We start from the raw sequence: 25,617 nt of genomic DNA on the forward strand, positions 1-25,617 counted from the left end.
GAGTGTCGTTGCCCGGGAGCGTATTCCCACAGGCCTTGCGCGCAATCCAACAAATTGCTGAAGATGCGGCGAAGGCCCTCAGGCTCGCCCGGAGGAGCGGCCCGGATCACCCCGGTGTGGCCGGCCCGATACACAGGGTGAGGGTATGTGAGGAACGCCACTCCCGCACATGTGGCCAACGGAACACCGCGGCCGGCCGGCGCAACCAGCCGGTGGGGGCGGCGGACATCCCGGCGCCGTGTCCGGGCTCGCACGCCGTGGCCGGGCGGGCCCGGAGGCGGGTCCATCCGGCCGCGGGTCTCCGGCCCCCGGACACGGCGTGCGGACACGGCGTGCGGACAAGGCGCCCGGACACGGCGTGCGGTGCGCGCCTACGGCCGCAGGGCACGCAGCAGCAGATCCGCCAGGTGATCGGCGACCTGCTGCGGGCTGAGCGGTCCGTCCTCGCGGTACCACGTGCCCAGGTGGTGCACGGAGCCGAAGTGGTAGTCCACGACCAGGTCGGCGGGGATGTCGGCGGCGAAGACACCGGTGCGCTGGCCCTCCTGGACCAGGGCCCGGAACCGCTCGTGGTAGCGGCGCCGTTCGGCGCGTACCTGCTTGTCCTTCTCCGGGCTCAGCTGGTGCATCGAGCGGAAGAAGATCTTGGTGTCGTCGAGGTTCTCGATGGTGGTGACGACCACGTCGGCGGCGGCGTCCCGCAGTCGCCGCTCCACCGGCGCGTCGGCGCCGGCGAAGTGGTCCAGCCGCTCCTGCTGGAGTCGCAGGACCCGGCTGTAGACCTCGTGGAGCAGGTCCTCCTTGGAGCCGAAGTAGTGGTAGAGGGCGCCCTTGGTGACGCCCGCCGCATCGACGATCTCCTGGACGGAGGTGCGGTCGTAGCCCTGCTCGGCGAAGAGCCTGGTGGCGGTGGCCAGCAGCCGCTGGGCCACCGGCTTCGCACTGCCGTTGCCGTTGCCGTTGCCGTCCTTCGTGCCGGCCATCGCCCTCACCTGTCCTTCGTGCTAGTCATGCGCGGTGGCGCAGCTCCCGTCGGAGGATCTTGCCACTCGTGGTCTTCGGAAGCTCGGCCAGGATCTCCACCACACGGGGATATTTGTACGCCGCGAGCCGTTCCTTGCAGTAAGCGGCCAGCTCGGCGGGTTCCGGGGACGTGCCCGGGCGCAGGCTGACATAGGCCTTGACCGACTCGCCGCGGTAGGCGTCGGGCACCCCGACGACCGCCGCCTCGCGCACCGCCGGGTGGCTGTAGAGGACGTCCTCGACCTCGCGGGGCCAGACCTTGAAGCCGGAGGCGTTGATCATGTCCTTCTTGCGGTCGACGACGTACAGCCAGCCGCCGGCGTCCATGAAACCGATGTCCCCGGTCCGCAGCTCGCCGTCCGGGATGGCCTCGGCGGTGGCGTCGGGGCGGCGCCAGTAGCCGGGGACGACCTGGGGGCCGCGGACCGCTATCTCGCCCTGCTCGCCGAACGGCAGGTCCTGGCCCCTCTCGTCGGTGATCCGCACGACGGTGTCGGGGCCGGGGACGCCCACGGCGAGCGTGCCGGAGACCTTGTCGACAGGTGCCTTTCTGCCGGGCGGGACGCTGGCACAGGGGGCGGTGCACTCGGTCAGGCCGTAGCCGTTGTGGAGGTACGGGCCGAAGTCGGTGCGGAACTTCTCGACGAGGGCGGGCGGCAGCGGCGCACCGCCCGAGGACATGGTCCGGAAGGACGCGAAGTGGTCGCGGGTGACCTCGGGGTGCGCCATCAGCGCCATGTAGGCGGTGGAGGGCCCGACCGTATAAGCGGGGCGGTGCTCCAGGAAGGCGTCCAGGACGACACCGGCGTCGAAGCGGTAGGCGAGCGCGAGGGTGCCGGAGTTGGCGACACAGGCGGCCAGTTCGCAGACCATGCCGGTGATGTGGAAGAGCGGGGCGAGCGCGAAGTAGGTGGCGCCTTCGGGCAGGCCCAGGCCGGTGCGCTGGCGTTCGGCGTTGTAGGTGATGTTGCCGTGGGTGTTGGTGGCGCCCTTGGGGGTGCCGCTGGTGCCCGAGGTGTAGCTGATCAGCGCGAGGTCGTCGGCGGTGAGCTCCGGGTCGGTGGGCACCGCGCGGATCCTCCCCGCGGTGCGGGCGACGGTCAGCAGGTCGTCGGCGCCCTCCTGCGGGCCGAGCCGGTCACCGCGCAGCACCCGCCGGTCGTCCCGGGTCTGCAGGTCCCGTTCCCAGGCGGTGAGCGCGATCCGTACGGACGGCGACCCGGCGGCGGTGGCACGCAGAAATCCGTCCCAGGTGCGGTCGGCGCAGATGACGGCGGTGACCTCGGCGTCGTCCAGGATGTGCCGCATCTCGGCGGACTTGTACATGGGGTTGACCGGCACCACCACACCGCCGGCCTTCCACACGCCGAGCAGGGCGAGCACGAAGTGCGGGGTGTTCTGCAGCATGACCGCGGCCCGGTCGCCGCGCCGGAAGCCGCGCTCGGAGAGGTGGGCGGCGATGCCGTCGGAGAGCGCGTCGGTCTCGGCGTAGGACAGCCGGCCGTCGAAGTAGGCGAGCGCCGTACGGTCGGGGACGCGACCGACCGCGGCCCGGAAGGCGTGCAGCGTCGAGGGCGGCGGCTGGACGGGGGCGCGCTGGGCGTCGGTGAGCTGTGCCAGCCACGGCATGTCCTGGTAGGAGGTCATCGGGGTGCGGCCCTTTCTTCCTGATCGCCTGAATCATCCCTGCGGGGAAAGCGCCCGGGTGACGCGGGGCGCGGGTGACGTGCGGTGACGCGCCGCCCGGCCGGCTGCACGTCGGCCCGCCCGGCCCGTCCCCCTGCGCTGCCGGGGCGGGTGGCCTAGGAGCGGCCGCCCTCGTCCTGCTCCAACTTCCGCTGGAGGTGGTTCATCCCGCCGAGCCAGCGGTCGGGGTCCGCCGCCCGCGCGGTGTAGTAGTCCGCGACCTCCGGGTGCGGCAGGACCAGGAAGCGGCCCTCGGCCATCGCCGCGAAGAGGGCGTCGGCGACGTCCTCGGGCTCCACGGCCGTGGGCGTCAGAACCAGGTCCCCGGCGGCGCCGGTGGCGGCGAGCATGTCGGTACGGACGCCCTGCGGGCAGATGGCGTGGACGTCGATACCGCGGTGCCGGTAGGTCAGCGAGAGCCATTCGGCGAAGGCGTAGGCGCCGTGCTTGGTGACGCTGTACGGGGCGGCGGCGACCATCGTGAGCAGCCCCGCGGCGGAGACCGTGGAGATGAAGCGCCCGCTGCCGCGCTCCAGCCATTCGGGCACCAGCTCCCGCGCGGCCCGGACGTGTGCCATGACATTGACGTCCCAGGCCAGCGCCCAGTCCTCGTCGGGCGCCTCGGGCCCACCGCCGGTCCCCACCCCTGCGTTGGCGCAGAAGATGTCGATCCCGCCGCCGAGCGCCGCCCGTGCGGCCGGGACGACGGCGGAGGCGTCGCCCGCGACCGCGATCGCCCCGATCTCCCCGGCGGTCTTCGCCGCCTTGGCCTCGTCCAGATCGTTGACCACGACCCGGGCGCCCTCGGCGGCGAACCGGCGGGCCAGCGCGGCGCCGATCCCCCCGCCCGCCCCGGTCACGACAACGGTCTTGTCCCGTACGGCTTCCACCCTGGGTCTCCCTCGGTCGTGTCGATTCGACGGAGGCAGACTAACCAGTCGGTATGTCCTGGCGGAAGAGCCCTTGCCACACCGGCCGGGTCCAGACCGAAGAGCCCTTGCCGCACCGGCCGGGTCCATTCCGCCACGCCCCGGAGCGGGCTAGCGTGCACACGACACGTACCCGGTTGGTTTCCTGATCACGGAGGTGTGCGGATGGCTCTGTCGAGACGCGGGCTGCTCGGGCGGCTGGCGACGGCCGGAGCGGCCGGTGCGGCACTGGCTGCCGCGGGCGCGGGACCCGCGCAGGCGGCGCGCCCCGCACACGGCGGCGGACGGCGGGTACACACCGGCTTCGACCGGCTGGCCGCCGACGGCTACCGCCTCCTGGACGGCCACCGGGCCGGCCTCGTCACCAACCCCACCGGTGTCACCCGGGATCTGCGGCACATCGTGGATGTGATGCACGCCGACGAACGGGTGCGGCTGACCGCCGTCTTCGGCCCCGAGCACGGCTTCCGCGGCACCGCCCAGGCCGGCGGCTCCGAGGGCCGCTACGACGATCCGGCCACCGGACTGCCCGTCTACGACACGTACAACAAGAACGGCAGGGAACTCGCCGGCATCTTCGGCGCCTCCGGTGTGGACACCGTCGTCTTCGACATCCAGGACGTGGGCGCGCGCTTCTACACCTACATCTGGACGCTGTACGACTGCATGGTGGCGGCGGCGCTCGCCGGCAAGCGCTTCGTCGTCCTGGACCGGCCCAATCCGGTCACCGGCCGCGCGGCCACCGGCCCGGTGCTCGACAAGGCGTACGCCTCGTTCGTCGGCCGGGAGCCGATCGCGCAGTCACACGGGATGACGGTGACGGAGCTGGCGCTGCTGTTCAACGGCGAGTTCGTGCCGCAGGCGGCCGGGCGCCCGGTGGAGCTGGAGACCGTGCGGATGACCGGCTGGCGGCGCACCGACTTCTTCGACGCCACCGGCCTGCCCTGGGTGCCGCCGAGCCCCAACATGCCCACGCCCGACACCGCCCTGGTCTACTCCGGCACCTGTCTCTTCGAGGGCACCAACCTCTCCGAGGGGCGCGGCACCACCCGCCCCTTCGAGCTGCTGGGCGCGGACGGCATCGACCACCGCTGGGCCGCGGCCGCCACCGATCTGGGCCTTCCCGGCGTCCACTTCCGGGAGGCCTACTTCGCCCCCACCTTCTCCAAGTTCCAGGGCAAGACGATCGGCGGCGTCCAACTGCACGTCCACGACCGTGAGGCGTTCGACCCGGTACGTACCGGCATCGGCCTCCTGGTGACCGCGAAGCGGGTCTGGAGCGGCTTCGCCTGGCGTCCCGACAACGGCATCGACCGGCTGACCGGCTCGTCGACCGTGCGGAAGATGATCGACGCGGGCGCGGATCCGGACGAGATCGTGGCCGCCTGGCAGGAGGGGCTGAGGCGCTTCCGAGCGGTGCGACGGCGGTATCTGCGGTACCCGTGAGGGGTGTTGTCCCGGATCAGGCCTGACCGGGCCGCCTCGGTCCGGTCAGCCCCTGGTCCGGCCCGCCCCGGTCTCAAGAACCGAGACAGCCCATTTCACCTCTTGACTGTCCCCTGCACCGAGCCGGAAAGTGCGCTGGTGAGTAGTGACGCGACATCAGCGCATGGATCAGCGCAGGCATCAGCAGGTTCTCCTCCGAAGGCGAAAGGGGAGGCCGGCGGCGGTGAGAGCCTGCGCCGGGTGGCGGTGGCCTCCTTCATCGGGACGGCCATCGAGTTCTACGACTTCTACATCTACGGAACGGCCGCCGCGCTCGTCCTCAATCAGGCGTTCTTCCCGACGCTCAACCCGGTCAACGCCACCCTCGCGTCCTTCTCCACCTACGCGGTGGCGTTCGCCGCGCGGCCGCTGGGCTCGGTGCTCTTCGGCCACTTCGGTGACCGGGTGGGCCGTAAGTCCGTGCTGGTCGTCTCGCTGCTGCTGATGGGGCTCTCGACGGCGTGCGTGGGGCTGCTCCCCGGCTATGGCACCTGGGGCGTCTGGGCGCCGATGCTGCTGCTCGTGCTGCGCTTCCTGCAGGGCATCGGCCTGGGCGGCGAGTGGGGCGGCGCCGCGCTGCTCGCGGTCGAGCATGCGCCGCGCAGGCGCCGCGGGCTGTATGCGGCCTTCCCGCAACTCGGCCCGTCCGTGGGATTCTTCGCGGCGACCGGGGTGTTCTGGCTGCTGTCGTCCGTGCTCGATGACGCGGCGTTCCGCTCGTGGGGCTGGCGGGTGCCGTTTCTGCTGTCGTTCCTGCTGGTCGGCGTGGGGCTGTTCGTACGGCTGAAGATCAGTGAGACGCCGGTGTTCGCGAAGGTGCTGGACGCCCGGGAAGCGAGCAAGGCCCCCGCCGTCGAGGTGCTGCGCCGTCATCCGCGCGAACTGCTGCTGGGCGCGGGCGGCATGATCGTCGCGTACGGCCTCTTCTACACCGCGACGACCTACTGCCTGTCCTACGCCACCGCCACCCTCGGCATCTCCCGCAACACCATGCTGGGGCTCTCCCTCGTCGCCTGCCTGTTCCTGGCCGCCGGTACCTGGCTCGCCGCCACCCGGTCCGACGCGGCCGGGCGCCGCAAGCTGATCCTCGCCGGGAGCGCCCTCGCGGTGGTGTGGGGGCTGGTCCTCTTCCCGCTGCTGGACACCGGGGCACCGGTGCTGATCGCCCTCGGCATCGGCGGCGCGCTGTTCTGCATGGGTGTGGTGTACGGACCGATGGGCGCGTACCTGCCGGAGCTGTTCGGTACACGGGTGCGGTACTCGGGTGCCTCGCTGGCCTACAACCTGGGCGGCGTTCTCGGCGGCGCGGTGGCCCCGCTGGTCGCCACCCGGCTCCAGTCGGCGTACGGGTCGGCCTCGGTGGGCTGGTACGTCAGCGCGATGGCGGTCGTCTCGCTGCTGTGCGTGCTCGCGCTGCCGGAGACCCGGGGGCGGGACCTGGCCTGAGTGAGGTGCCGGTGACGCCGCGCGCTCACGAGCTCAGCCACCATCGCCCGCTCTCCCTGGACAGGGCGTCCCACAGAAGGTTGAGGGGGTGGCCGGGGACGTAGGAGTCCCGCTCGCCGCGGCGGGTGAAGACGCCGACCAGCACCTCGGTCCGGGGGCCCACCTCCCCGAGGATCTCCAGGGTGCGCAGCCCGCCGGCCTCCGGGAGGCGGCCGTTCGCGGCGGCCTCCCCGATACCCCGGGTGACCAGCATCGCCCCGCTGACCACTCCCGACCGCAGCAGTTCGAAGCCGTAGTGCGCGGCCTCGATCTCGGCCGCCACGGACAGCTTCTGCCGGTAGTCGGGGCCGTACCAGGAGGTCAGAAAACGGCTGATCAGGCCGCGCGTCGAGACGACCAGCGGCAGCCGGGGCAGGTCGTGGGCGCTGAAGGAGGTACCGGGGAGCCGCTCCTGCGGCAGGTTCGTCAGCAGGGAGAGGCCGCTGCGCCGCCATTCCATGACCTCGTACGGAGCCAGCAGTTCCGCTTCGTCGTCCTGGGTGACCACGACGCTGCCGCAGACCAGGTCGAGTTCCTTGGTGCGCAACTTGGTGAAGAGGTCTCCGGTGCGGACATGGGTGACCTTCAGATCGACGTCGTCGCGCTCATAGTCCTCGGCGACGCGTTCCACCGCGTCCAGCAGGAAGCCGAGGGTGTAGCGGGTGGTGCCCACGGACAGCGTCCGGCCGAGCCGGCGGCGGGCGTCGCGCACCCCGTCCGACCACTCCCCCAGCGTGCGCCGCGCCAGCTCGACCAGCGCCTCGCCGGTCGCGGTGAACAGGGCGTCCTGGCCCCGCCCTTGCTTGAGGACCAGCTCCTCGCCGCACAGCGCGGCAAAGGTGCGGTTCATGGTGTCCAGCTGCTTTTGCACACTGGACTGTTCGCGGCCCAGCCGCCGCGCGGCGCCCAGCGCGGTGCCCGCCTCGTGGACGACGATCAGTGTGCGCAGCTGGTCCATGGTGGTATCCAGCAGCTCCGTCGGGTACTGCTGCGGACCTGACAAGGCCATGCCTCGCTTTCCCATTCCCTGGAGTTCGGAACCCTGCAGCATAACCCCCGCGCAATTCCGGTCCGGAGGACAGTCGGGCTTCCCGGTACGGGAGTTGGAACGGCAGGGCACCCGGCGGGCGCACGCGAAGGCCCCGGGGCGGTGATACCCCGGGGCCTCGCCGTGCCGCGCTCCCTCTACCGGTGTGCCGGGAACTCCACGACCTGCTGGTAGGTCGGCCGGTTCTGCCAGCTGATGGTGTCGTGGGTCAGACCGCCCACCGTGCGGTGGATGATCGCGTCCGCGCACCACTGGTCGCCGGCCTTGCAGCTGTCGTCGCCGGGGTAGACCTGCTCGGCCGTCTTCCCGCTCGCCTGCCGGAGCGTGGCCAGCAGGGTGTCACGGCAGGCGGACAGTTCACCGTTGCCGCAGTACGGCTGCGCCAGCGGGCCCGCCACCTTGTCGCCGAGCACCGACCGCAGGTCCTTGTCCGCATAGCTCCACCAGCCGTACTGGAAGGCCGATCCGGCGTGCGCCCCGGTCGGTCCGTGGCCGGCCGACGGGGATTCGTCGATGCCGAGATTGGCCCGCAGCGCGTCATAGAGGTCGCCGCCCAGCCCTGGCTTGAAGACCGCGTCGATCATCAGCGGCCACCAGGCGTCCATCAGACGTACGGCGTCGGGGTGGGTGTAGGTGTGCGAGCCCGCGGCGGTCTCCCGGCGCTGGGCACCGTCCTTGCGCCACGCCTCCAGTTGCTGGACCGCGGTCTTCAGCTGGGGGTCGGTGACGGGCTTGCTGCCCAGGACCCGCAGGAGTTCGGGCAGCACGTCCTCGCCGCGCAGGTCGGTGGCGGCGGCCTCGGACATGGCGCGGGTCAGCGAGGCCCGGGTCACCCCGCCGTTCTCGGTCAGTGCGCGCACCCGGTCGTCCAGCAGATTGCCGCGGTGCACCGACCCGTTGCCGAAGCCGGCCGAGTCGTAGTCCTTGGCCTGCTTGTTGTTCCACGAGATGTAGTAGTCCTGGCCGACGGACTGCGGATGCTGGGCGGGCGGGGTGTAGTCGGTGGTGTTGGTGTCCGGGTCGTAGCCCTTCCACTCGTACGCGTCCTCCGCCTTGATGGGCAGGGCGGGATCGACATCGGGGTTGCGGACCGGATTGAGGCCGCTGTTGTAGTACGCGATGTCACGGGAGTCGGCGTAGAACCAGTTGAAGGCGTAGCCGATGTGCTCGGCGGCCTGCTGGAACGTCTTGGCGTCGTGGACGTAGGAGGGGTCGTTGAACATCTGGAAGCCGATGATCGAGTCGGCCTCGTGGCGGTAGGTGGAGCGCTGCGCGGTGTAGGCGACGGGCTTGCCGTCGACGGTGGCGCGGTGGGTGACGGTCCCGTACTTCGTCCGGAAGACCTGCATCCGGTAGGAGCCGGCCGCCGTCGGGTCGGCGACGGTGGGCTTCCAGGAGTTGGTGCGCTCCAGCTTCTCCATGGGGACGCAGGCGCCGCGGTAGCGGTAGGAGGTGGAGTCCTTGGTGGGCGCCGAGCCGTCCGCGTCGCACAGTTCCACGGCGTAGGTGTCGGTGATGTCCTGGCCGGCGGAGGTGGCGCTCCAGGAGTAGTCCTGCCCGCGGCCGAGCTGGACGTACATCCCGACGCCCGCGAAGGAGGCACCGCGGGCGCTGATGCCGGGCCCCTGGATCTCCTGGAGCATCAGGAGCTGCGGCGCGAAGTAGCCGGTCTGCGGGCCGAAGACAGCGACCGGGTGACCGCCGGCGGTGTGCTTGCCGGAGACCAGCAGGGCGTTGGACATCCCGCGGTGCTGGGTGGGATCGAAGCTCCCCTTGGGCAGCACGCCGTCCTTGAAGAGGCCTTCCAGCTTCTTGTACTTCTTGGGGGCCTTGACCGGGTCGCGGGGCGGCGTCCCGCTCTTGACGGTGGCCGCGCCGGTGCGGTCGAAGACCAGCGGCTCGGACGTCACCGAGCCGCGGTCGGGCAGCGCGGTGCCCTTGGCCTTGGCCGGCTTGACCGCGTACGGGAAGCTGCTGCCGTCGTGCAGGGTCTTGGCGGCCTCGGGGTCGTTGCGCTCCCGGAACGACTCCCAGACCTCAGTGCCCTTCTCGACGCCGTACTTCTGCTGGGCGGAGAGCAGCGCGAGGGCCGAGGGGACCTCGCCGCCTCCGCCGTTGCCGAAGAGACCGCCGACGACGGAGGCGAGGGCTATCAGGTCGGTGAGTTTGAAGGGCTGGATCTCACCGGCGTTGGTGATCGCGTCGACATGGCCGGTGAGGACGTACTCACCGGGGAAGTAGCGGCCGTTCTTGGACTGTTCGCGGTAGGCGTTGATGCCGTCGAGATAGGCCTGGGCGTCCTGCATGGCCAGTTTGCCGCGCTCGCCGTTGGAGTCGCGGATGTTGTCGACCTGGGCCTGGAGATCGGCCTCGGTGTACGGCGCCTGCGGCCAGAACTGCTGTTCCAGGCCCTGGTTGGCGAGGGCCCCGCCGGCGAAGGAGGTCAGTTCGCCGCGGCCGATGTGGCGGAAGAGGTCCATCAGCCAGAGCCGGTCCTGGCCCGCGGCGTAGCCGGCGCCGAACTCGGTGCCGTAGCGGGTGGTGCCCTTGATGTGCGGCACCCCGGTCTTCTTGTCCCGGGTGATGGTCACGTCGTTGCGGGGCGCCGTGACCTTGCCGACCTGGTCCTGGGGGACGCCGAAGGAGGCGTCGTTGAAGAACTGGCCGAGCGTGTCGTCGGTGAGCGACTGGTAGCCGCTCGCCAGCGCGCCGTACGGGCCGAGTTGGTCGGTGGAGTGCTCGGGGTGGGTTCCGAACAGCTTGTTGCCGAGGATCTCCACCAAGGTGGCGTTGCCGGTGGCGCCGGGCGGCAGGATGTCGCCGCACTGGCCCTGGCAGTAGTCGTGGGCATCGTTCGGTGCGGCGGCCGCGGCCGCGGTGGGGGGCGGTGCCAAGAGCATGGCACCCAGGGCGAACAAGGCCGCCGCGGTGGCAGTCCTGAGCCTTCCGGTACGTCGTCGCATTCCGGCTCCTCGCTGGGGGTCCCCTGAGCGCGGGGGAGGGCGGGCGGGACGTTACCGCCGGTTATCCCTGACCGGAAGATGAACAACAGTCAACTTTCTTCTTCTGCCGGGAGTTTGCTCCGACGCCGCCCCGGCACCCCGGCATATCGCCCCTGAAACCGCAAGAAAGTTCGAGGGATCCAGTTGGTGATCGGCTACGTCCCATCTCCGTTCAGTCGGATCCTCCCCACGGAGGTGGGATGAAATGGCCGGTTTCAGAGCCCTCGCAGAACAGGTCCGCAATCCACGACTCGTCGCGGCTCAGCGACGCACGGCCCTGCGCAAGTGCCTTGAACGCTTCGCCCCTTACGGGCATCGGGCGACCTGGCACCATCTGTGCACCCGGGCCGGTATCGCGACCCAGGACCGCGACCCCGATCCGGAGCGGCTGATGGCCGCGCTCGCCGAGCTGGAAGAGGCCCGCGCCCTCTGGCTCGCATACGAGCAGGAGTTCGCCGCCCGGCGCCGCAAGGAGAAACACGACGGCATCCGGCAGCCCGGCGCGATCGACGAATGGCACCGGCGGACCTGGGGCGGCTGCGACATCGTGCCGTGCGAGTCACCGCAGCGCCACCCCGCGGCCCGCCTCGCGGTGGTACTGCACCGCATGATCGTGGCGATGGAAGCGGGGCGGCCGCGCCGCGACTGCCCGGTGTGCGGCGGCACCCGCTTCGCCTGGCTCCCGGATGCCGTGGACGCACCGGCACCCGGGCCGGCCTGCCGGCAGTGCGGGGTGCTGGCCCCGCCGTCCGTACTGACGCACGAGGCGCTGACCACGGCGGGCCGGGTGCGGGTGCACGCGGCGGGGGCGTTCGCGGCGGCCTGACCGGCTCCGGGGGGCGGCGGGCGAACGGGGTCGCGCCGCCCTCCTGTCCGTCCTCGTCCGGCTTGGGTCGGACGGCCCGTTCCCGTACGGCCTTTACGAGCCGCCCCTCGAACTGAAACAACTGTGCACGGGCCGCCCCCGCACCGGCATCGCGCCCGGCCCGCGCCGGCCCTCCCGCCCGTACGACACCAGGGCCGTGCGGGCACCCTGAGGAGAGGCTGGACGTCCATGGCCGACCTGCACGATCTGACCGCGCTCGAACAGGCCGAGAAGATCCGGTCGGGCGAGCTCTCCCCCGTGGAGCTCACCGAGCACTATCTGACGCGGATCGAGCGGCTCGACGACTCACTCGGCGCGTTCCTCACCCGCACCCCCGAGATAGCCCGCAAGCAGGCCTCGGACGCCGAGAGCGAGGCCACCGCGGCCCGCCGGGAGGACCGTGCGCTCCCGCCGCTGCACGGCGTCCCCGTCCCCGTGAAGGACCTCAACCAGGTCGCCGGGGTGCGCTGCACAATGGGCTCGCGCGCGCTGGCGGGGCAGGTGCCGACCGTCGACGACCATGTCGTCCACAAGCTGCGGGCGGGCGGCACGATCCTGCTCGGCAAGACCAACACCCCCGAATTCGGGCTGCCCTGCTACACCGAGAACGACCTGGCTCCGCCCGCCCGCACCCCGTGGGACCCGGAGCGCTCGGCGGGCGGCTCCAGCGGCGGGGCGGCCGCGGCCGTGGCCGGCGGCCTGGCACCGCTCGCGCACGCCAGCGACGGCGGCGGCTCGATCCGTATCCCGGCCTCCGCCTGCGGGCTGTTCGGCATCAAGCCCAGCCGCGGCCGGGTCAGCGGCGGCCCGCTGCTGCACGACATCTCCGGCCTGGCCACCTCGGGGCCACTGGCCCGTACGGTCGCGGACGCGGCCACCCTGCTGGACGTCATGGCAGACACGATGCCCGGCGATCCGTTCGCCGCGCCGCCCCTGCCGCCCGGGGAAACCTTCGCCACCCACGCCCGCCGCGATCCCGGACGGCTGCGGATCGCCTGCCTCACCGAGCCGCCCGTCCCCGGCATCGAGCTCCACCCCGACTGCCGCACCGCCACCACCGAGACGGCCGCCCTGCTGACCGGACTCGGCCACGAGGTCGAGGAGCTGTCCCTGCCGGCCGACGACGGCATCCTGCTCGCCTTCACCCGTGTCTGGTCGGTGCTCGCCGCGAGCCGCCCCGTGCCGCCGGAGCGCGAGGAGCTGCTGATGCCGCTCACCCGCTCACTGCGTGCCCGCGGCGCCGAGGTCTCCGGTACGGACTTCGCACGCTCGATGTACGCGTTCCGGATTCTCGCCCAGTCCGTCGCGGACGGTCTGATGCCGCCGGGCACCGGCTATGACGTGATCCTCTCGCCGACACTGGCCGCGCCCCCGGTCCCGGTCGGCGGGCTGCGCAACGACGCCGACCCCCAGGCCGAGTTCGCCGCCATCGGCGCCTTCACACCGTTCACCGCGCTCTACAACGCCACCGGCCAGCCCGCGGTGAGCGTCCCGCTGCAGTGGAACGCCGAGGGACTGCCGATCGGGGTGATGCTGGCCGGGCGCTACGGCGACGAGGCCACCCTGATCGCGCTGTCGGCGCAGCTGGAGCAGGCCCGCCCGTGGGCGCACCGCACCCCGTCCATGTGGTGAGGGAGCCGGAACACCCGCGCCCGCCCCGTCATGGGGCGGGCGCACCGGCGCCGGCGGCCAGGCGCACATCCCCACTACGGGCGGGCGCCTCCGCGCTCACGGCTCGTCGGTACAACTGCCCTGCTCGTCCGTACAGCAGCCCTGCTCGTCCGTACAACTGCCCCGCTCGTCCGTACGGCAGCCCTGGTCCTCCCGCTCGCCGGGCTCAGCCCTCGTATGCCGCTGCTGCCGCTGCTCGCCGCCCGCGCGCCGCTGTGCCCCCTCCGGGTCCTTGACGCTCCGGTCGACCCGCAGCCGTCGCGCGCCGGGCCCCTGCTCACCGAGGTTGTCGTACGGGTTGGACAGCGCGCAGGTCTCCAGCGAGAGGCAGCCACAGCCGATGCAGTCCGTCAACCGGTCGCGCAGTTCGACGAGTTGGGTGATCCGCTCGTCCAGCTCGGCGCGCCAGACCGCGGAGAGCCGGGCCCAGTCGGCGCGGTTGGGCGTGCGCTCGTCGGGCAGCTCGGCCAGCGCGTCACGGATCACCGCGAGCGGGATCCCCACCCGCTGCGCCGCCCGCACGAACGCGACCCGGCGCAGCGCGTCACGGGTGTAGCGCCGCTGGTTGCCCGCCGTCCGGGTGCTGCTGATCAGCCCCTTGGACTCGTAGAAGTGCAGCGCGGAGACCGCGGCACCGCTGCGTGCGGAAAGCTGGCCGACGGTGAGCTCATGAACCTTGTACGGAAGCTGGGGCACGGCTCAACCCTAGGCGACCCTCGGGGCCGGCTTCCCCGCCTGCGGGGCTCGCCGGACCGTTGACAGCGGGCACCCGCACTCAGCATGCTGAGCAAGCGCTTAGTAAGCGTCGGCCGGTGCACCACAGCGGCGGATGGATCCCGAGGAGGCGGACGAGAATGGCACAGCCCCGAGTGTTCGGATCGCTCGACGAACTGCGCGAGGCAGTCGGTGAGGAGCTGGGCACCAGCGACTGGCTGGAGATCGACCAGAAGCGGATCGACCTGTTCGCGGAGGCCACCGGCGATCACCAGTGGATCCATGTGGACCAGGAGAAGGCCGCGGCCGGCCCCTTCGGCACCACCATCGCGCACGGCTATCTGACGCTGTCGCTGCTGCCCGCCTTCGTACCGCAGCTGATGCGGGTCGACAACGTGAAGATGGGCATCAACTACGGCACCAACAAGGTCCGTTTCCCCGCCACCGTCCCGGTCGGCTCACGACTGCGCGCCACCGCCAGGATCGCGGAGGTGACCGAGGTACCCGGCGGCGTCCAGCTCGCCACGGTCGTGACCATCGAGCGCGAGGGCGGCGACAAGCCGGTCTGCGTCGCGGAGTCGGTCAGCCGCTTCTACCTGTAGCCCGGGCGGCGGCCGGACCACGGGCCGCGGGACCCGCGGCTCCCGACGGCCCGGCCGTCCCGTTCCGGGAAGCGGGCCGCTCCCCCCTCGCGGGCGGCGGTCCACCCCTCGTGCCCCCTCGCGGGCGGCGGTCTACCCCTCGTGCGCGGCGGCCCGGTCCACCGGCGCACCCACCATGCGCAGCACGAGGTCGGCATAGAGGGTGCCGACCTCGTCGGGCGTGCGCGGGCCCTGGGCCGTGAACCAGCGAGCGACGTCCACACACAGCGACAGCACCGCGAGGGTGGTGCCCGGCACGTCGTCGGCCTGGAACTCCCCGCTGTCCGCACCGTCCTGGATGATCTGCCGCAGCACCCGGTCCGTACGGCGGCGCAGACCGGTGATCTCGGTGTAGTGCTCGGGGCTCAGCGCCTGGAGCTCGTACTGGATGACCCGGGCGGTGGTGTGGTGCTCCGCATGCCAGCGGGCGAAGGTCCGTACGGCGTCGCGAAGGCGCTCGGTGGCGCTGCCCTCGGCCTCGGCGGCGGCGTCCATGATGCGCAGCGCCTTTTCGTGGCCGATGCCGCTGATGCGGTACAGCAGCTCTTCCTTGGTCTTGTAGTGGATGTAGAGGGCGGCAGGGCTCATCCCGGCCCGGCCGGCGATGTCACGGGTGGTGGTGGCGTGGTAGCCACGCTCGGCGAAAGCCTCGACGGCGGCACTGACCAGGCGCCGCGCGGCGTCCGGGGTCACCCCGGCCCACTCCTCGTTCTCCTCTTCGGCCCGCTTCGCCGCCGCACCCATCGCGTACCCCGCTCCTCGATCCGCCAGGGACCCTCCTCTGACGGATCGAACACCATATCGCGCCGCTGAGCAAGCGCTTAGGGCCCGGCGGCAGGCAGCCGGGACGTCCGCGGACGGGCCGGTGAGCGCCCACGGGCGGGCGGGTGAGCACCCGCAGAGGGGCCGGTGATCACCCGCCTCCAACCGGTCAGAAGGCGGAGACCCCTGTCAGCGCACGGCCGATGACCAGCTTCTGTATCTGGCTGGTGCCCTCGTACAGGGTCATCACCCGGGCGTCCCGCAGCAGCTTGCCGACCGGGTACTCGTCGATATAGCCGTAGCCGCCGAAGACCTGGAGGGCGTTGTTGGCGGCCCGCACCGCGGCCTCGGAGGCGAACAGCTTGGCCTTCGACGCGGCGGCGTCGAACGGCTCGCCGCGCTCGATCAGATCGGCCACCCGCCAGGTCAGCAGGCGCGCGGCGTCCACGTCCACGGCGATATCGGTGATCAGCTCCTGCACCAGCTGGTGCCGGGCCAGGGGCTTGCCGAACTGCTCGCGCTCGCCCGCGTAGCCGACCGCGGCGTCCAGGGCGGCCTGGGCGATGCCCACACAGCCGGCGGCCACCGACATCCGGCCCTTGGCCAGCGCGGACATCGCGACCGAGAACCCCTTGCCCTCGGGGCCGAGCATGGCGGCGGCCGGGACCCGTACCCCCTTCAAGACCAGCTCCGCGGTGGCCTGGCCGCGCAGCCCCAGCTTGCCGTGGATCTCACGGCGCTCCAGGCCGGGGCTGTCCGCCGGGACGAGGAAGGCGCTGATGCCGTGGTGTCCCGGGGCGCCGCCGGTGCGGGCGAAGAGCAGGACGACATCGGCCCAGGTGCCGTTGGTGATGAACATCTTGGTGCCGTCGATGACGTACGAGTCCCCGTCGCGGACCGCCCGGGTGGCGAGGTGCGCGGCGTCGGAGCCGGTGCCCGGTTCGGTCAGACCGAAGCAGCCGACCGCCTCGCCGGAGGTGAGCCGCGGCAGCCACGTCCGCTTCTGCTCCTCGTCGCCCCACGAGGCGAGCGTCTTGGCCACCAGCCCCAGGGAGACCGAGACGATGCCGCGCACCGAGGAGTCGGCGCGCCCCAGTTCCTCGGTGACCAGGACATAGGAGAGGTGGTCGCCGCCGGAGCCGCCGTACTCCTCGGGGACGGTGAGCCCGAGGAAGCCGAGACCGCCCAGCTTCTTCACGATGCCGCGGTCGACCTGCTCCGCGCGGTCCCAGGCAGTGGCGTACGGAGTGATCTCGCGGGCGGCGAAGTCCTTGGCGAGCTGCCGTACCGCGGTCTGCTCCGCGCTGAGCTCCAGATTCATCTCGGGCCCCCTGTGGACGTGGACGAGAGCATGGACAACCACACTTAATTAGCACTGCTAGTTTTTGCTCGGCAGCCCCTACTATGTGCGTCATGGCCCGACCCCGCAAGCCCCTGCTGAGCCGCGAGCGCATCGTCTCCACGGCGCTGGCGCTCATCGACTCCGAAGGGCTGCCGGCGCTCTCCACCCGGCGCCTGGCGGCCGAGCTGGGCGTGAGCGGGCCGTCCCTCTACAACCACTTCACGACCAAGGACGAGATCCTTGACGCGGTGGCCGACACGGTCATCGCCCAGGTCGATGTGTCGGGCTTCGAGACGGGCGCGGACTGGCGCGCCGGACTGCTCGCCTGGGCCCGTTCCTACCGCGCGGCACTCTCCGCGCACCCGCAGATCGTGCCGTTCCTCGCCCAGGGACCCGGCCGCCGCCCGGCCGGACTGAAGATGGCCGACGCGGCGTTCGGCGGGATGGTCGAGGCGGGCTGGCCGCCCGCCCAGGCCACCAGGGTCTGTGCGATGGTCCGCTACTTCGTCGCCGGCTCCGCGCTGGGCTCGTTCGCCCGCGGCTTCGTCGACGACCCGAGCGCCTATGACCCCGCCGACTATCCGCATCTGGGCCAGGCCCATCTCCTGGCGGAGCATCAGCGCCAGGTGGACGAGGGCGCGTTCGAGACCGGGCTGCGGGCCCTGGTGGACGGCCTGGCGCTGCAATTCCCTGCGCGACCCGCCAAGGACTGACTACCGTGAGTGTTCTGGCCGTGGACGAGCAGGTGAACGCGCGGGTGGACCGGCGGAATCTGCTGGAGGGCGAGGACCCACCGCCGTTCCGCGTCATCCTCTGCGAAGCCGTGCTGCGGAACTCGCTGCGCGATCCTCGGGAGTGACGGGAGCAGTTGCAGCACCTGGTGACGCGTCGGAGCGCCCCCACATCACGCTTCACCTCCTGCCGTTCGGCACTGGTCTGCATGGCCTGGACAGCACGGACGTGATGTTCCTGCGGCTGCTGGACGGCAGTACCGTGGCGCACGCCGAGACCGACGTACGCGGGGAACTGATCGAAGAAAACGACAGGGTTGAGCGTTTGCAGCGCACATATGATGCCGTGCGCGACCTGGCGTTGTCCCCGGCCGAGTCGCAGAAGTTCATCACGCGTTTGTTGGAGGAAATGCCGTGCGAGCCATCGACCTGAGAAGCGCGACGTGGCGTAAGAGCTCCTACAGCAACTCCGACGGCGGCAACTGCATCGAGATAGCCGGCAACCTCCCCGCCCTCGCCCCCGTACGTGACAGCAAGAACCCCCAAGGGCCCGCGCTCGTCTTCAGCGCCACCGCCTGGGGGTCCTTCGTTGCCGCCGTGAAGAACAGAGCCGTCTAGAAGACGACCAGCGCCCGCCCGCCCTTGCCCGCCAGCATCGCGTCGAACGCGGCCGGGATGCCGTCGAGGCCGATCCGCTCGGTGACCAGCGCGGAGAGATCGAGCGCGCCGGAGCGGACGTGGTCGGCGATGACGGGGAGGTCGCGGGCGGGGTCGCTGTTGCCGTAGACGCAGCCGGAGAGCGTCCGGCCGAAGTAGAAGAGCTCCAGGGCGGAGAAGGTCACCTGCTGGTCCTGGCCGCCGATGCCGACGACCGTCGTACGGCCGCCGCGGCGGGTCGCCGACCAGGCCGTACGGATGGTGTCGGCGCGGCCCACACACTCCACGGCGACATCGGCGCCCACACCCGAGGTGAGCTTGCGGATGCGCTTGGCGGTGTCGTCGCCCGCCACCACGAACTCCGTGGCGCCGGCCGCGCGGGCCAGCTCCTCCTTCTCCGCTGAGACGTCCACGGCCACGATCGGGCCCGCGCCGGCGATCCGCGCGGCCTGCAGCGTGGCCAGGCCCACCCCGCCGACGCCGAAGACCGCGACCGACTCCCCGGCCCGTACCCGGGCGTTGTGGTGCACGGCGCCCCAGCCGGTGAGCACCGCGCAGCCGAGCAGCGCCGCGTCGGCGAGCGGCACCCCGTCGGGCAGCGGCAGCGCGGCCCGCGCGGGCACCACGGTCTCCTCGGCGAACGCGGCGGTGCCGAGGCCGGGGTAGAGGTCGGTGGCGTCGGCGGCGAGGGTGGCGTACGGAGTGTCCGCGGCGTGGCCTGAGCGGGCGCACAGCCAGGGCTCGGCCAGCCCGCAGAAGTGGCAGTCACCGCAGGACGGCGCCCAGTTGAGGACGACCCGGTCGCCGGGGGCCACCGTGGTCACCTCGGGGCCCACCGCGGTGACGGTGCCCGCGCCCTCGTGACCGAGGACGGCCGGGGCCGGCTGCCGCAGGGTGCCGTTGGACAGGGACAGGTCGGAGTGGCAGACGCCGGCGGCGGCGAGCCGGATGCGGACCTGGCCGGGGCCGGGCTCGGGCAGGTTGATCTCGGTGACCCGCAAGGGGGCGTTGACGGCGGACAGTACGGCGGCGCGGACCACGGAAGGACTCTCCTCGGTGCGGAGGCGGGACGGGCGGGACTGGTGCGGGGCGTGGGTGCGGTGGCGCGGCCGGTGGGGGCGGGGTCGGCCGGCCCGGCGGATCAGAACTGCAGCGACTTGGTCTGCAGGTATTCGGTCAGCCCGTGCGGGCCCAGCTCGCGGCCGATGCCGGACTGCTTGTAGCCGCCGAACGGGGCAAGGGGGTTGAACCGGCCGCCGTTGATGTCGACCTGCCCGGTGTCCAGGCGGCGGGCGAAGGCGACCGCCTCGGCGTCGTCGCCGGCCCAGACCGCACCCGCCAGCCCGTAGACGGTGTCATTGGCGATCCGGGCGGCGTCGTCCTCGTCCTCGTACTTCAGGATCGACAGGACCGGGCCGAAGATCTCCTCCTGGGCGATGGTCATCTCCGGGGTGACGTCGGCGAAGACGGTCGGTGTGACGTAATAGCCCGGCCCGGCGGGCACCTGCGGTCCGCCCGCCACGACCCGGGCGCCCTCGGCGATGCCCTGCTCGATGTAGCCGCGCACCCGGTCCCGCTGCTCGGCGCTGACCAGCGGGCCGACCCTCTCCCCCGGGACGTACTTGGCGGCCGCCGTGGTCGCCAGCTCGACGGCCTCGGCGTACCGGTCCTTGTGGACCAGCATCCGGGTCCAGGCGCTGCAGGTCTGGCCGGAGTTGGCCATGACATTGGCGACGCCGACCGCGACCGCCTTGGGCAGATCGGCGCTGGGCAGGATGACATTGGCGGACTTGCCGCCCAGTTCCAGCGCCACCCGCTTGACCGCGGCACCCGCAAGGGCACCGATCCGCTTGCCCACGGCCGTCGAGCCGGTGAAGGAGACCAGGTCGACCCCCTCGTGCCCGGCGAGCGCCTGTCCGGCGACCGGGCCGAGTCCGGTGACGAGGTTGAAGACACCGGCGGGTATCCGGGCCGCGTCGACGCACTCGGCGAAGAGCTGGGCGACCAGCGGGGTGTCCTCGGCGGGTTTGAGCACCACCGTGCAGCCGGCCGCGAGCGCCGGGGCGACCTTGGCGACGACCTGGTGCAGGGGGTAGTTCCAGGGCGTGATCGCGCCCACCACACCCACCGGTTCGTGCAGCACGGTGGAGTTGCCGATCTTCTCCTCGAAGGAGTAGCTGCCGGCCAGTCCGGCGTACGAGTCGCAGACCGCGAGCGGCACCCCGGCGTGCACCATGGTGCTGAAGGCGAGCGGCGAGCCGAGTTCGGCGGTGACGGTCTCGGCGATCTCCTCGGCGCGCGCGGCGAGTTGGTCGCGCAGCGCGGCCAGCCGGGCCGCGCGCTCGGCGGGCGGGGTGGCGGCCCAGCCCGGCAGCGCCGCGCGGGCGGCGCGGACCGCGGCGTCCACGTCCTGCGCCGAGCCGGCCGGGACGGTGGCGATGACCTGCCCGTCGGCCGGGTTGACGACCTCGATCGTGCCGCTGCCCTCGGCGGGCCGCCAGCTTCCGTCGATGTACATCGCGTCGTGCTGCTTCACGTCGTGGTCCTCCCGAGCCGGCTGCTGGTCGTCCACCCAAACTAGCGCCGGTAGTTTTGTGCGCGCCAGGAATCCGCCACACCGTCCGGGGTGACGGTCACCACGAGCCCAGGACGCGCCCGCAACCTCCCATCCTGGCGGTGGGCCCCATATTCCGGGTCATACGGGGGGAATTCCCAGGGCGAGGGCCCGGTAGGAGACGGAGGGCCCGGCCGTGGTCATCGCTCCATGGGTGAAGGAGAGGGTGCGGACCGGGCGCGGCAGCCGGCTCCTGCCGGGCCTCGCGGTTCCGGTGCCGGTGTCGCCGCCGGCGCCCGTACCGGCGCCGGTCATCTAGAGGATGCCGAAGAGCACACCGGCGCACAGGACCACCAGGGAGGTCAGCGCGGCCCACTTGACGGTGAACTTGGTGTGGTCGCCGAACTCGACCTTGGCCATGCCCACCAGGACGTAGACGGCGGGGACCAGCGGGCTGGACATGTGCAGGGCCTGTCCGACGAGGGAGGCACGGGCGATCTCGATGGGGGCCACGCCGTGGGCGGCGCCGGCCTCGGCGAGGATCGGCACGATGCCGAAGTAGAAACCGTCGTTGGACATGAAGTAGGTCAGCGGGATGCTGAGGACGCCGGTGACGATGCCCATGTGCGGGCCGAGTGCGTCGGGGATGCCGCTGACCAGCCAGCGGGCCATGTGCTCGACCATGCCGGTGCCGGTGAGCACGCCGGTGAAGACGGCGGCGGCAAAGACCATTCCGGACACGTTGAGCACGTTCTCGGCGTGCGCGGCGACGCGGGCCTTCTGGTCCTTCATGTGCGGGAAGTTGACGGTCAGGGCGAGGGCCGCGCCGAGGAGGAAGAGGACCGGGATCGGCAGGGCCTGCAGGATCAGCAGGGTGAGCAGCGCGACGGTGAGCGCGGCGTTGAACCAGTAGAGCTTGGGGCGCAGGGTGGCCCGCTGCGGGTCCAGGACCTGAAGGCCCTCGTCGTCGGCGCCTGTGTCGGTGTCGGTGTCGGCATCAGCGTCGGCGTCGGCGTCGGGCCGGCCGTCGGAGCCGGTGGCCGCACCGCGGTCCGCGTCGGCGTCCGTGCCGGTGCCCGCGCCGCCGGTGCCGCGCTGCGCACCACCGCCGCCGAGCCCCTTGCCGCCGGCACCCGCGCCGACCAGCACCTGCTCGGTCTCTTGCACGCTCCGCTGCTCGTCCGCCGTCTCGGTCACCAGCCGCGTGTCGCCGAGGGTCAGCCTGCCGAGCCGCTTGCGCTCGCGCCGGCCGAGGACGTACGCGAGGGCGAAGACCGCGACCAGGCCGACGGCCAGGGCCGGGATCATCGGGACGAAGATGTCGCCGGCGTCGAGCTTGAGGGCGGTGGCGGCGCGGGCGGTCGGTCCGCCCCAGGGGAGGGTGTTCATCACGCCGTTGGCGGTGGCGGCGACACCGGTCATGACCACGAGGCTCATCTTCAGCCGCTTGTAGAGCGGGTAGAGCGCGGAGACGGTGATCATGAAGGTGGTGGAGCCGTCGCCGTCGAGCGAGACGATCGCGGCGAGCAGGGCCGTGCCGAGCACCACCCGCACCGGGTCGGCCTTGCAGAATTTCAGGATGCCGCGGACGACCGGGTCGAAGAGCCCGACGTCGATCATCACCCCGAAGTAGATGATGGCGAACATCAGCATCGCGGCCGTGGGGGCCAGGTCGCCGATGCCCTTGAGGACGTAGTCGCCCAGGTGTGCGCCCTGTCCGACCAGGACGCAGAACAGCGCGGGGATGAGCACCAGCGCGGCCATCGGTGACATCTTCTTCATCATGATCAGCGCCAGGAAGGCGGCGATCATGACGAATCCGAGGGTTGTCAGCATTAGGGGTACCTCACGTTCGCCCTTGAACATCTGCCGGGGGGTGGCAGTTCAGGTGACGGTAGGTCCCTCCAACTTTTGTTAACAAGGTCTTGACGCGCGAGCAATACGAGCAAAACCCCAGGTCAATACGGATCTCCCCAAACGGGCGTGCGCACAACCGGCAGCCCGCCGCCGACCGGGGCGCCGGGGAGCGGAGCCGGTGCACCCGGCCGGCCCCTCACCCCTCCCCCGCGCCCGCCCCGTCCAGATAGCGCGCCAGATAGGCCCGGAGCAGTTCCTTGGTCTCCGTGACGATGGCGGGATCGCCGGCCGGGTCCGTGCGGAAGGCGAGCTGGAGCAGCGCGTCGGCCGTCTCGACACCGACCAGGAAGGCGGTGCGCAGCCGCTCGTCGGCGGTGTCCAGTCCGAGCGGGCCGGCGAAGAGGGCGCGCAGCCGGTCGGCGACCTCGTAGTTGGCCTGCCGGGAGGCGTGCGGGGCGGGGACGGTGAACTCCACCAGGGCGAAGCCCGGCACGGTCCGCTTCATGGCGAGGTATTCGTCGACCACCACGTCCATCGCATGGCGCCACTGGAGCGGCCGGCCGGCCGGGGCGGTGAGCCGGGCGGTGATGCGGTCCGTGTAGGCGTCGAGATTGCGCCGGGCAAGGGCCTCGGCCATGGCGCGCTTGTTGGGGAAGAAGCGGTAGACGGAGCCGATCGGGACGCCGGCGCGGCCGGCCACGGCCCGGGTACTCAGCTCGTCGTATCCGGTCTCCTCCAGGACTTCGGCACAGGCATCGAGGATTCTGGCCAGGCGCTGGGCGCTGCGCTGCTGGACGGGTGCACGGCGCAGGGAGGCGGACGGGGGGCCGGGGCGGGGGGTCGGCTGCTGCACCCGTCCATCCTGCCCGCCGTCCGGACGGGCGGAGCGCCAGCGCCGCGAACCGGCCGCCGCGGCCGGGAGTCTCCGTTGACGACCCCCGGCGGCAATCCTAAGGTCTTGCATAGGATTCCTTGAGCGGCGGGAGTACGCGATGGCAGGCACGGGCAACGAGCAGGCGAGGAAGACGGCCGAAGGGCTGGAGTACACCACCGGCTTCGGCAACGAGCACAGCTCGGAGGCCGTCCCCGGCGCGCTGCCGGTGGGCCGCAACTCCCCCCAGCGCGCACCGCTCGGCCTGTATGCCGAGCAGCTCAGCGGGTCCGCTTTCACCGAACCGCGCGACCACAACCACCGCTCCTGGCTCTACCGCATCCGCCCGTCGGCCGCGCATCCGCCGTTCGTCCGCGCCGGGCAGCGCGCGGTCCGCTCGGCACCGTTCACCGACTGCGCCCCCGACCCCAACCGGCTGCGCTGGAATCCCCTGCCCGAACCCACCGGCCCGACCGACTTCCTGGACGGGCTGTGGACGCTGGGCGGCAACGGCGACGCCACCCAGCGCACCGGCATGGCCGTCCACCTGTACCACGCCAACACCTCCATGGAGCGGCGGGTGTTCGGCAACGCGGACGGCGAGCTGCTGATCGTGCCGGAGCGCGGCGGACTGCTGTTGCGCACCGAACTCGGCCTGCTGCACGCCGAACCGGGCGAGGTGGCGTTGATCCCGCGCGGCATCCGCTTCCGCGTCGAGCTGCTGGACACCGCGCCCGACGGCGGGCAGAGCCCGACCGCCCGCGGCTATGTCTGCGAGAACTACGGCCGCCCCTTCCGACTCCCCGACCTGGGACCGATCGGCGCCAACGGGCTGGCCAACGCCCGGGACTTCCGCGCGCCGGCAGCCGCCTACGAGGACGTCGAGGGCCCCGTCGAGGTGGTGAACAAGTTCTGCGGCAACCTCTGGACGGCCACCTACGACCACTCGCCACTGGATGTCGTCGCCTGGCACGGCAACCACGTCCCCTACGTCTACGACCTGCGCCGCTTCAATGTCATCGGCTCGATCAGCTACGACCACCCCGACCCGTCGATCTTCACGGTGCTCACCGCCCCCTCCGACACCCCGGGGCTGGCGGGTGTGGACTTCGTGGCCTTCGCGCCGCGCTGGCTGGTCGGCGAGGACACCTTCCGGCCGCCGTACTTCCACCGCAATGTGATGACCGAGTACATGGGGCTGATCGAGGGCGCCTACGACTCCAAAGCGGAGGGCTTCATCCCGGGCGGCGGCTCGCTGCACAACATGATGTCGGCGCACGGGCCCGACCGGGAGACCTTCGACCGGGCGAGCGCCGCCGAGCTGCGGCCGCAGAAGATCGACGACTCGCTGGCCTTCATGTTCGAGACCCGCTGGCCACTGACGCTGACCGAACAGGCCCGGGACGCCGGCCATCTGCAGCGCGGCTACGACGACGTATGGCAGGGTCTGCAACGTCATTTCCGCCTGTGACACCGGGGAACGCCTCGTGACCACCTTCGCTCCCGACTCGCTCGCCCTGAACCGCAAGCTGCCGCTGTGGTACCAGGTCTCGCAGTCGTTGCGCGCCTCCATACTGGGCCGCTCACCCGAGGCTCCGCTGCGGCTGCCCACCGAGGACGCGCTCGCCGCGCACTACGGCGTGAGCGTGCTCACCATGCGCCAGGCCCTCAAGGAGCTGGAGGCGGAGGGCCTGATCAGCCGGCACCGGCGCCGTGGCACCTTCATCGAGCCGAGCGCGCAGCGCGGTGCGCCGGTGCGGCTGCTGGGCTCGGTGGACGCGATCGTGGCCCAGCAGTCCGGGATGAGCACCGAACTGCTGGCGCACGGCCCCACCGCGGTACCGTCCGAACTGTCCGAGTATTTCCCGGACATGGCGGAGGTGGCCGGATTCCGCCGGCTGCGCAGCGACGAGAAGACCGGCGAGCCGACCAACCATGCACTCAACTACGTACGCCCCGAGGTCGCCGAGCTGATCGATCCGGCGGATCTGCTGCGCTGGCCGATGACGAAGGTGCTGCGGGACGGGGTGGGCGTACGGATCAGCCGGATCACCGACAGCGTCGAAGCCCGGCTGGCCGACCCGGAGACCGCCCGGCTGCTGCGGGTTCCATTGCTCAGCCCGATCCTGCACTACACGGGTGTCACCTACGGTGAGGACGGCGGCGTGGTCGATGTCGCCCGGATTCATTACCGGGGCGACCGCTTCTCGTTCACGGTCACGCTTGAGGCGTAGCGTCTGGATTTGCTTCCCACGTTTTCGTCTTCCCGCCGTGGAGGTTTCTCTCCGTTGCTC

General features: G+C 71.6%; 22 protein-coding genes and 1 pseudogene. 10 read left to right on the forward strand and 13 right to left on the reverse strand.

Annotation, left to right across the window (positions count from 1 at the left end; translation table 11 throughout):
• Window positions 1-371 precede the first annotated feature (371 nt).
• The 3 genes from ACGFR7_RS22840 to ACGFR7_RS22850 form a co-directional block, all read right to left on the reverse strand.
• On the reverse strand, window positions 372-983 hold the full coding sequence (locus ACGFR7_RS22840) for a TetR/AcrR family transcriptional regulator (protein WP_393322144.1): 612 nt from the start codon (window positions 981-983) through the stop codon (window positions 372-374).
• A 25-nt stretch (window positions 984-1,008) separates the two neighbouring features.
• The gene (locus tag ACGFR7_RS22845) at window positions 1,009-2,670 is read right to left on the reverse strand and encodes an AMP-binding protein (protein WP_393322147.1); all 1,662 of its coding nucleotides are present in this window, start codon (window positions 2,668-2,670) and stop codon (window positions 1,009-1,011) included.
• A gap of 155 nt (window positions 2,671-2,825) precedes the next feature.
• Window positions 2,826-3,599 carry an SDR family oxidoreductase gene (locus ACGFR7_RS22850; protein WP_393322150.1) on the reverse strand — a complete coding sequence of 258 codons (774 nt, stop codon included), beginning with the start codon at window positions 3,597-3,599 and terminating at the stop codon, window positions 2,826-2,828.
• 204 nt (window positions 3,600-3,803) lie between these two features.
• On the opposite strand from ACGFR7_RS22850, the gene ACGFR7_RS22855 reads away from it, so the two are divergent.
• Complete coding sequence (locus tag ACGFR7_RS22855) at window positions 3,804-5,084, forward strand: exo-beta-N-acetylmuramidase NamZ domain-containing protein (RefSeq protein WP_393322152.1); 1,281 nt, start codon at window positions 3,804-3,806, stop codon at window positions 5,082-5,084.
• Between the two features lie 240 nt (window positions 5,085-5,324).
• Window positions 5,325-6,569 (forward strand): MFS transporter, encoded by a 1,245-nt coding sequence (locus ACGFR7_RS22860; RefSeq protein ID WP_393322155.1) that lies wholly within the window; start codon window positions 5,325-5,327, stop codon window positions 6,567-6,569.
• Window positions 6,570-6,594: 25 nt separating this feature from the next.
• Here the strand turns inward: ACGFR7_RS22860 and ACGFR7_RS22865 are convergent, their stop codons facing one another.
• The gene (locus ACGFR7_RS22865; protein WP_393322158.1) at window positions 6,595-7,617 is read right to left on the reverse strand and encodes a LysR family transcriptional regulator; all 1,023 of its coding nucleotides are present in this window, start codon (window positions 7,615-7,617) and stop codon (window positions 6,595-6,597) included.
• 176 nt (window positions 7,618-7,793) lie between these two features.
• On the reverse strand, window positions 7,794-10,619 hold the full coding sequence (locus ACGFR7_RS22870; protein WP_393322160.1) for a penicillin acylase family protein: 2,826 nt from the start codon (window positions 10,617-10,619) through the stop codon (window positions 7,794-7,796).
• A gap of 244 nt (window positions 10,620-10,863) precedes the next feature.
• On the opposite strand from ACGFR7_RS22870, the gene ACGFR7_RS22875 reads away from it, so the two are divergent.
• A complete protein-coding gene (locus ACGFR7_RS22875; protein ID WP_393322163.1) occupies window positions 10,864-11,484 on the forward strand; it encodes a hypothetical protein in 621 nt (206 codons plus the stop codon).
• Window positions 11,485-11,712: 228 nt separating this feature from the next.
• Window positions 11,713-13,155 carry an amidase gene (locus tag ACGFR7_RS22880; RefSeq protein ID WP_393322166.1) on the forward strand — a complete coding sequence of 481 codons (1,443 nt, stop codon included), beginning with the start codon at window positions 11,713-11,715 and terminating at the stop codon, window positions 13,153-13,155.
• 96 nt (window positions 13,156-13,251) lie between these two features.
• Here ACGFR7_RS22880 and soxR read toward each other — a convergent pair whose 3' ends face one another.
• On the reverse strand, window positions 13,252-13,890 hold the full coding sequence (gene soxR / locus ACGFR7_RS22885; RefSeq protein WP_393322169.1) for a redox-sensitive transcriptional activator SoxR: 639 nt from the start codon (window positions 13,888-13,890) through the stop codon (window positions 13,252-13,254).
• 158 nt (window positions 13,891-14,048) lie between these two features.
• Here soxR and ACGFR7_RS22890 point away from each other — a divergent pair, with 158 nt between their 5' ends.
• Window positions 14,049-14,510 (forward strand): MaoC family dehydratase, encoded by a 462-nt coding sequence (locus ACGFR7_RS22890; RefSeq protein WP_350250063.1) that lies wholly within the window; start codon window positions 14,049-14,051, stop codon window positions 14,508-14,510.
• A gap of 132 nt (window positions 14,511-14,642) precedes the next feature.
• Here the strand turns inward: ACGFR7_RS22890 and ACGFR7_RS22895 are convergent, their stop codons facing one another.
• Window positions 14,643-15,293, reverse strand: a complete 651-nt coding sequence (locus ACGFR7_RS22895) for a TetR/AcrR family transcriptional regulator (protein WP_393322171.1) — start codon at window positions 15,291-15,293, stop codon at window positions 14,643-14,645.
• 187 nt (window positions 15,294-15,480) lie between these two features.
• Window positions 15,481-16,632 carry an acyl-CoA dehydrogenase family protein gene (locus ACGFR7_RS22900; protein WP_393322174.1) on the reverse strand — a complete coding sequence of 384 codons (1,152 nt, stop codon included), beginning with the start codon at window positions 16,630-16,632 and terminating at the stop codon, window positions 15,481-15,483.
• A 92-nt stretch (window positions 16,633-16,724) separates the two neighbouring features.
• Between ACGFR7_RS22900 and ACGFR7_RS22905 the strand changes: the two genes are divergently transcribed.
• The 3 genes and pseudogenes from ACGFR7_RS22905 (at window position 16,725) to ACGFR7_RS22915 (ending at window position 18,002) form a co-directional block, all read left to right on the forward strand.
• On the forward strand, window positions 16,725-17,366 hold the full coding sequence (locus tag ACGFR7_RS22905) for a TetR/AcrR family transcriptional regulator (RefSeq protein ID WP_393322176.1): 642 nt from the start codon (window positions 16,725-16,727) through the stop codon (window positions 17,364-17,366).
• Window positions 17,367-17,386: 20 nt separating this feature from the next.
• Window positions 17,387-17,817, forward strand: a pseudogene (locus ACGFR7_RS22910) (DUF5753 domain-containing protein); the annotation flags it as partial.
• Window positions 17,799-18,002 carry a DUF397 domain-containing protein gene (locus ACGFR7_RS22915; protein WP_393322179.1) on the forward strand — a complete coding sequence of 68 codons (204 nt, stop codon included), beginning with the start codon at window positions 17,799-17,801 and terminating at the stop codon, window positions 18,000-18,002. The pseudogene ACGFR7_RS22910 and the gene ACGFR7_RS22915, both read left to right, overlap by 19 nt.
• Here the strand turns inward: ACGFR7_RS22915 and ACGFR7_RS22920 are convergent.
• The 5 genes from ACGFR7_RS22920 to ACGFR7_RS22940 all read right to left on the reverse strand — a co-directional run bounded on the left by ACGFR7_RS22920 (window position 17,999) and on the right by ACGFR7_RS22940 (window position 23,305).
• Entirely contained in the window at window positions 17,999-19,081 is a 1,083-nt protein-coding gene (locus ACGFR7_RS22920; protein WP_393322182.1) for a Zn-dependent alcohol dehydrogenase, read from the reverse strand. The two genes, ACGFR7_RS22915 and ACGFR7_RS22920, sit on opposite strands and share 4 nt — an antisense overlap.
• A gap of 101 nt (window positions 19,082-19,182) precedes the next feature.
• Window positions 19,183-20,577 (reverse strand): aldehyde dehydrogenase family protein, encoded by a 1,395-nt coding sequence (locus ACGFR7_RS22925; RefSeq protein WP_393322185.1) that lies wholly within the window; start codon window positions 20,575-20,577, stop codon window positions 19,183-19,185.
• Between the two features lie 159 nt (window positions 20,578-20,736).
• Window positions 20,737-20,910 carry a hypothetical protein gene (locus ACGFR7_RS22930; protein ID WP_393322188.1) on the reverse strand — a complete coding sequence of 58 codons (174 nt, stop codon included), beginning with the start codon at window positions 20,908-20,910 and terminating at the stop codon, window positions 20,737-20,739.
• A complete protein-coding gene (locus tag ACGFR7_RS22935) occupies window positions 20,911-22,431 on the reverse strand; it encodes a CitMHS family transporter (RefSeq protein WP_393322190.1) in 1,521 nt (506 codons plus the stop codon).
• A gap of 217 nt (window positions 22,432-22,648) precedes the next feature.
• Window positions 22,649-23,305, reverse strand: coding sequence for a TetR family transcriptional regulator (locus ACGFR7_RS22940; RefSeq protein WP_393322193.1), 657 nt, complete (start codon window positions 23,303-23,305; stop codon window positions 22,649-22,651).
• A 139-nt stretch (window positions 23,306-23,444) separates the two neighbouring features.
• Here ACGFR7_RS22940 and hmgA point away from each other — a divergent pair, with 139 nt between their 5' ends.
• Window positions 23,445-24,794, forward strand: a complete 1,350-nt coding sequence (gene hmgA, locus ACGFR7_RS22945; protein WP_393322196.1) for a homogentisate 1,2-dioxygenase — start codon at window positions 23,445-23,447, stop codon at window positions 24,792-24,794.
• A 16-nt stretch (window positions 24,795-24,810) separates the two neighbouring features.
• Entirely contained in the window at window positions 24,811-25,557 is a 747-nt protein-coding gene (locus tag ACGFR7_RS22950; RefSeq protein ID WP_393322199.1) for a GntR family transcriptional regulator, read from the forward strand.
• Window positions 25,558-25,617: the final 60 nt, after the last annotated feature.

Source organism: Streptomyces sp. NPDC048516, assembly GCF_043199875.1.
Classification (GTDB): domain Bacteria; phylum Actinomycetota; class Actinomycetes; order Streptomycetales; family Streptomycetaceae; genus Streptomyces.

Excerpts from the sequence above, each read along its gene's own strand:
- ACGFR7_RS22840 (WP_393322144.1), bottom strand. The coding sequence starts at position 983 with ATGGCCGGCACGAAGGACGGCAACGGCAACGGCAACGGCAGTGCGAAG.
- ACGFR7_RS22845 (WP_393322147.1), bottom strand. The coding sequence starts at position 2,670 with ATGACCTCCTACCAGGACATGCCGTGGCTGGCACAGCTCACCGACGCC.
- ACGFR7_RS22855 (WP_393322152.1), top strand. The coding sequence starts at position 3,804 with ATGGCTCTGTCGAGACGCGGGCTGCTCGGGCGGCTGGCGACGGCCGGA.
- ACGFR7_RS22865 (WP_393322158.1), bottom strand. The coding sequence starts at position 7,617 with ATGGCCTTGTCAGGTCCGCAGCAGTACCCGACGGAGCTGCTGGATACC.
- ACGFR7_RS22870 (WP_393322160.1), bottom strand. The coding sequence starts at position 10,619 with ATGCGACGACGTACCGGAAGGCTCAGGACTGCCACCGCGGCGGCCTTG.
- ACGFR7_RS22875 (WP_393322163.1), top strand. The coding sequence starts at position 10,864 with ATGGCCGGTTTCAGAGCCCTCGCAGAACAGGTCCGCAATCCACGACTC.
- ACGFR7_RS22880 (WP_393322166.1), top strand. The coding sequence starts at position 11,713 with ATGGCCGACCTGCACGATCTGACCGCGCTCGAACAGGCCGAGAAGATC.
- ACGFR7_RS22890 (WP_350250063.1), top strand. The coding sequence starts at position 14,049 with ATGGCACAGCCCCGAGTGTTCGGATCGCTCGACGAACTGCGCGAGGCA.
- ACGFR7_RS22895 (WP_393322171.1), bottom strand. The coding sequence starts at position 15,293 with ATGGGTGCGGCGGCGAAGCGGGCCGAAGAGGAGAACGAGGAGTGGGCC.
- ACGFR7_RS22900 (WP_393322174.1), bottom strand. The coding sequence starts at position 16,632 with ATGAATCTGGAGCTCAGCGCGGAGCAGACCGCGGTACGGCAGCTCGCC.
- ACGFR7_RS22905 (WP_393322176.1), top strand. The coding sequence starts at position 16,725 with ATGGCCCGACCCCGCAAGCCCCTGCTGAGCCGCGAGCGCATCGTCTCC.
- ACGFR7_RS22930 (WP_393322188.1), bottom strand. The coding sequence starts at position 20,910 with ATGACCGGCGCCGGTACGGGCGCCGGCGGCGACACCGGCACCGGAACC.
- ACGFR7_RS22935 (WP_393322190.1), bottom strand. The coding sequence starts at position 22,431 with ATGCTGACAACCCTCGGATTCGTCATGATCGCCGCCTTCCTGGCGCTG.
- hmgA (WP_393322196.1), top strand. The coding sequence starts at position 23,445 with ATGGCAGGCACGGGCAACGAGCAGGCGAGGAAGACGGCCGAAGGGCTG.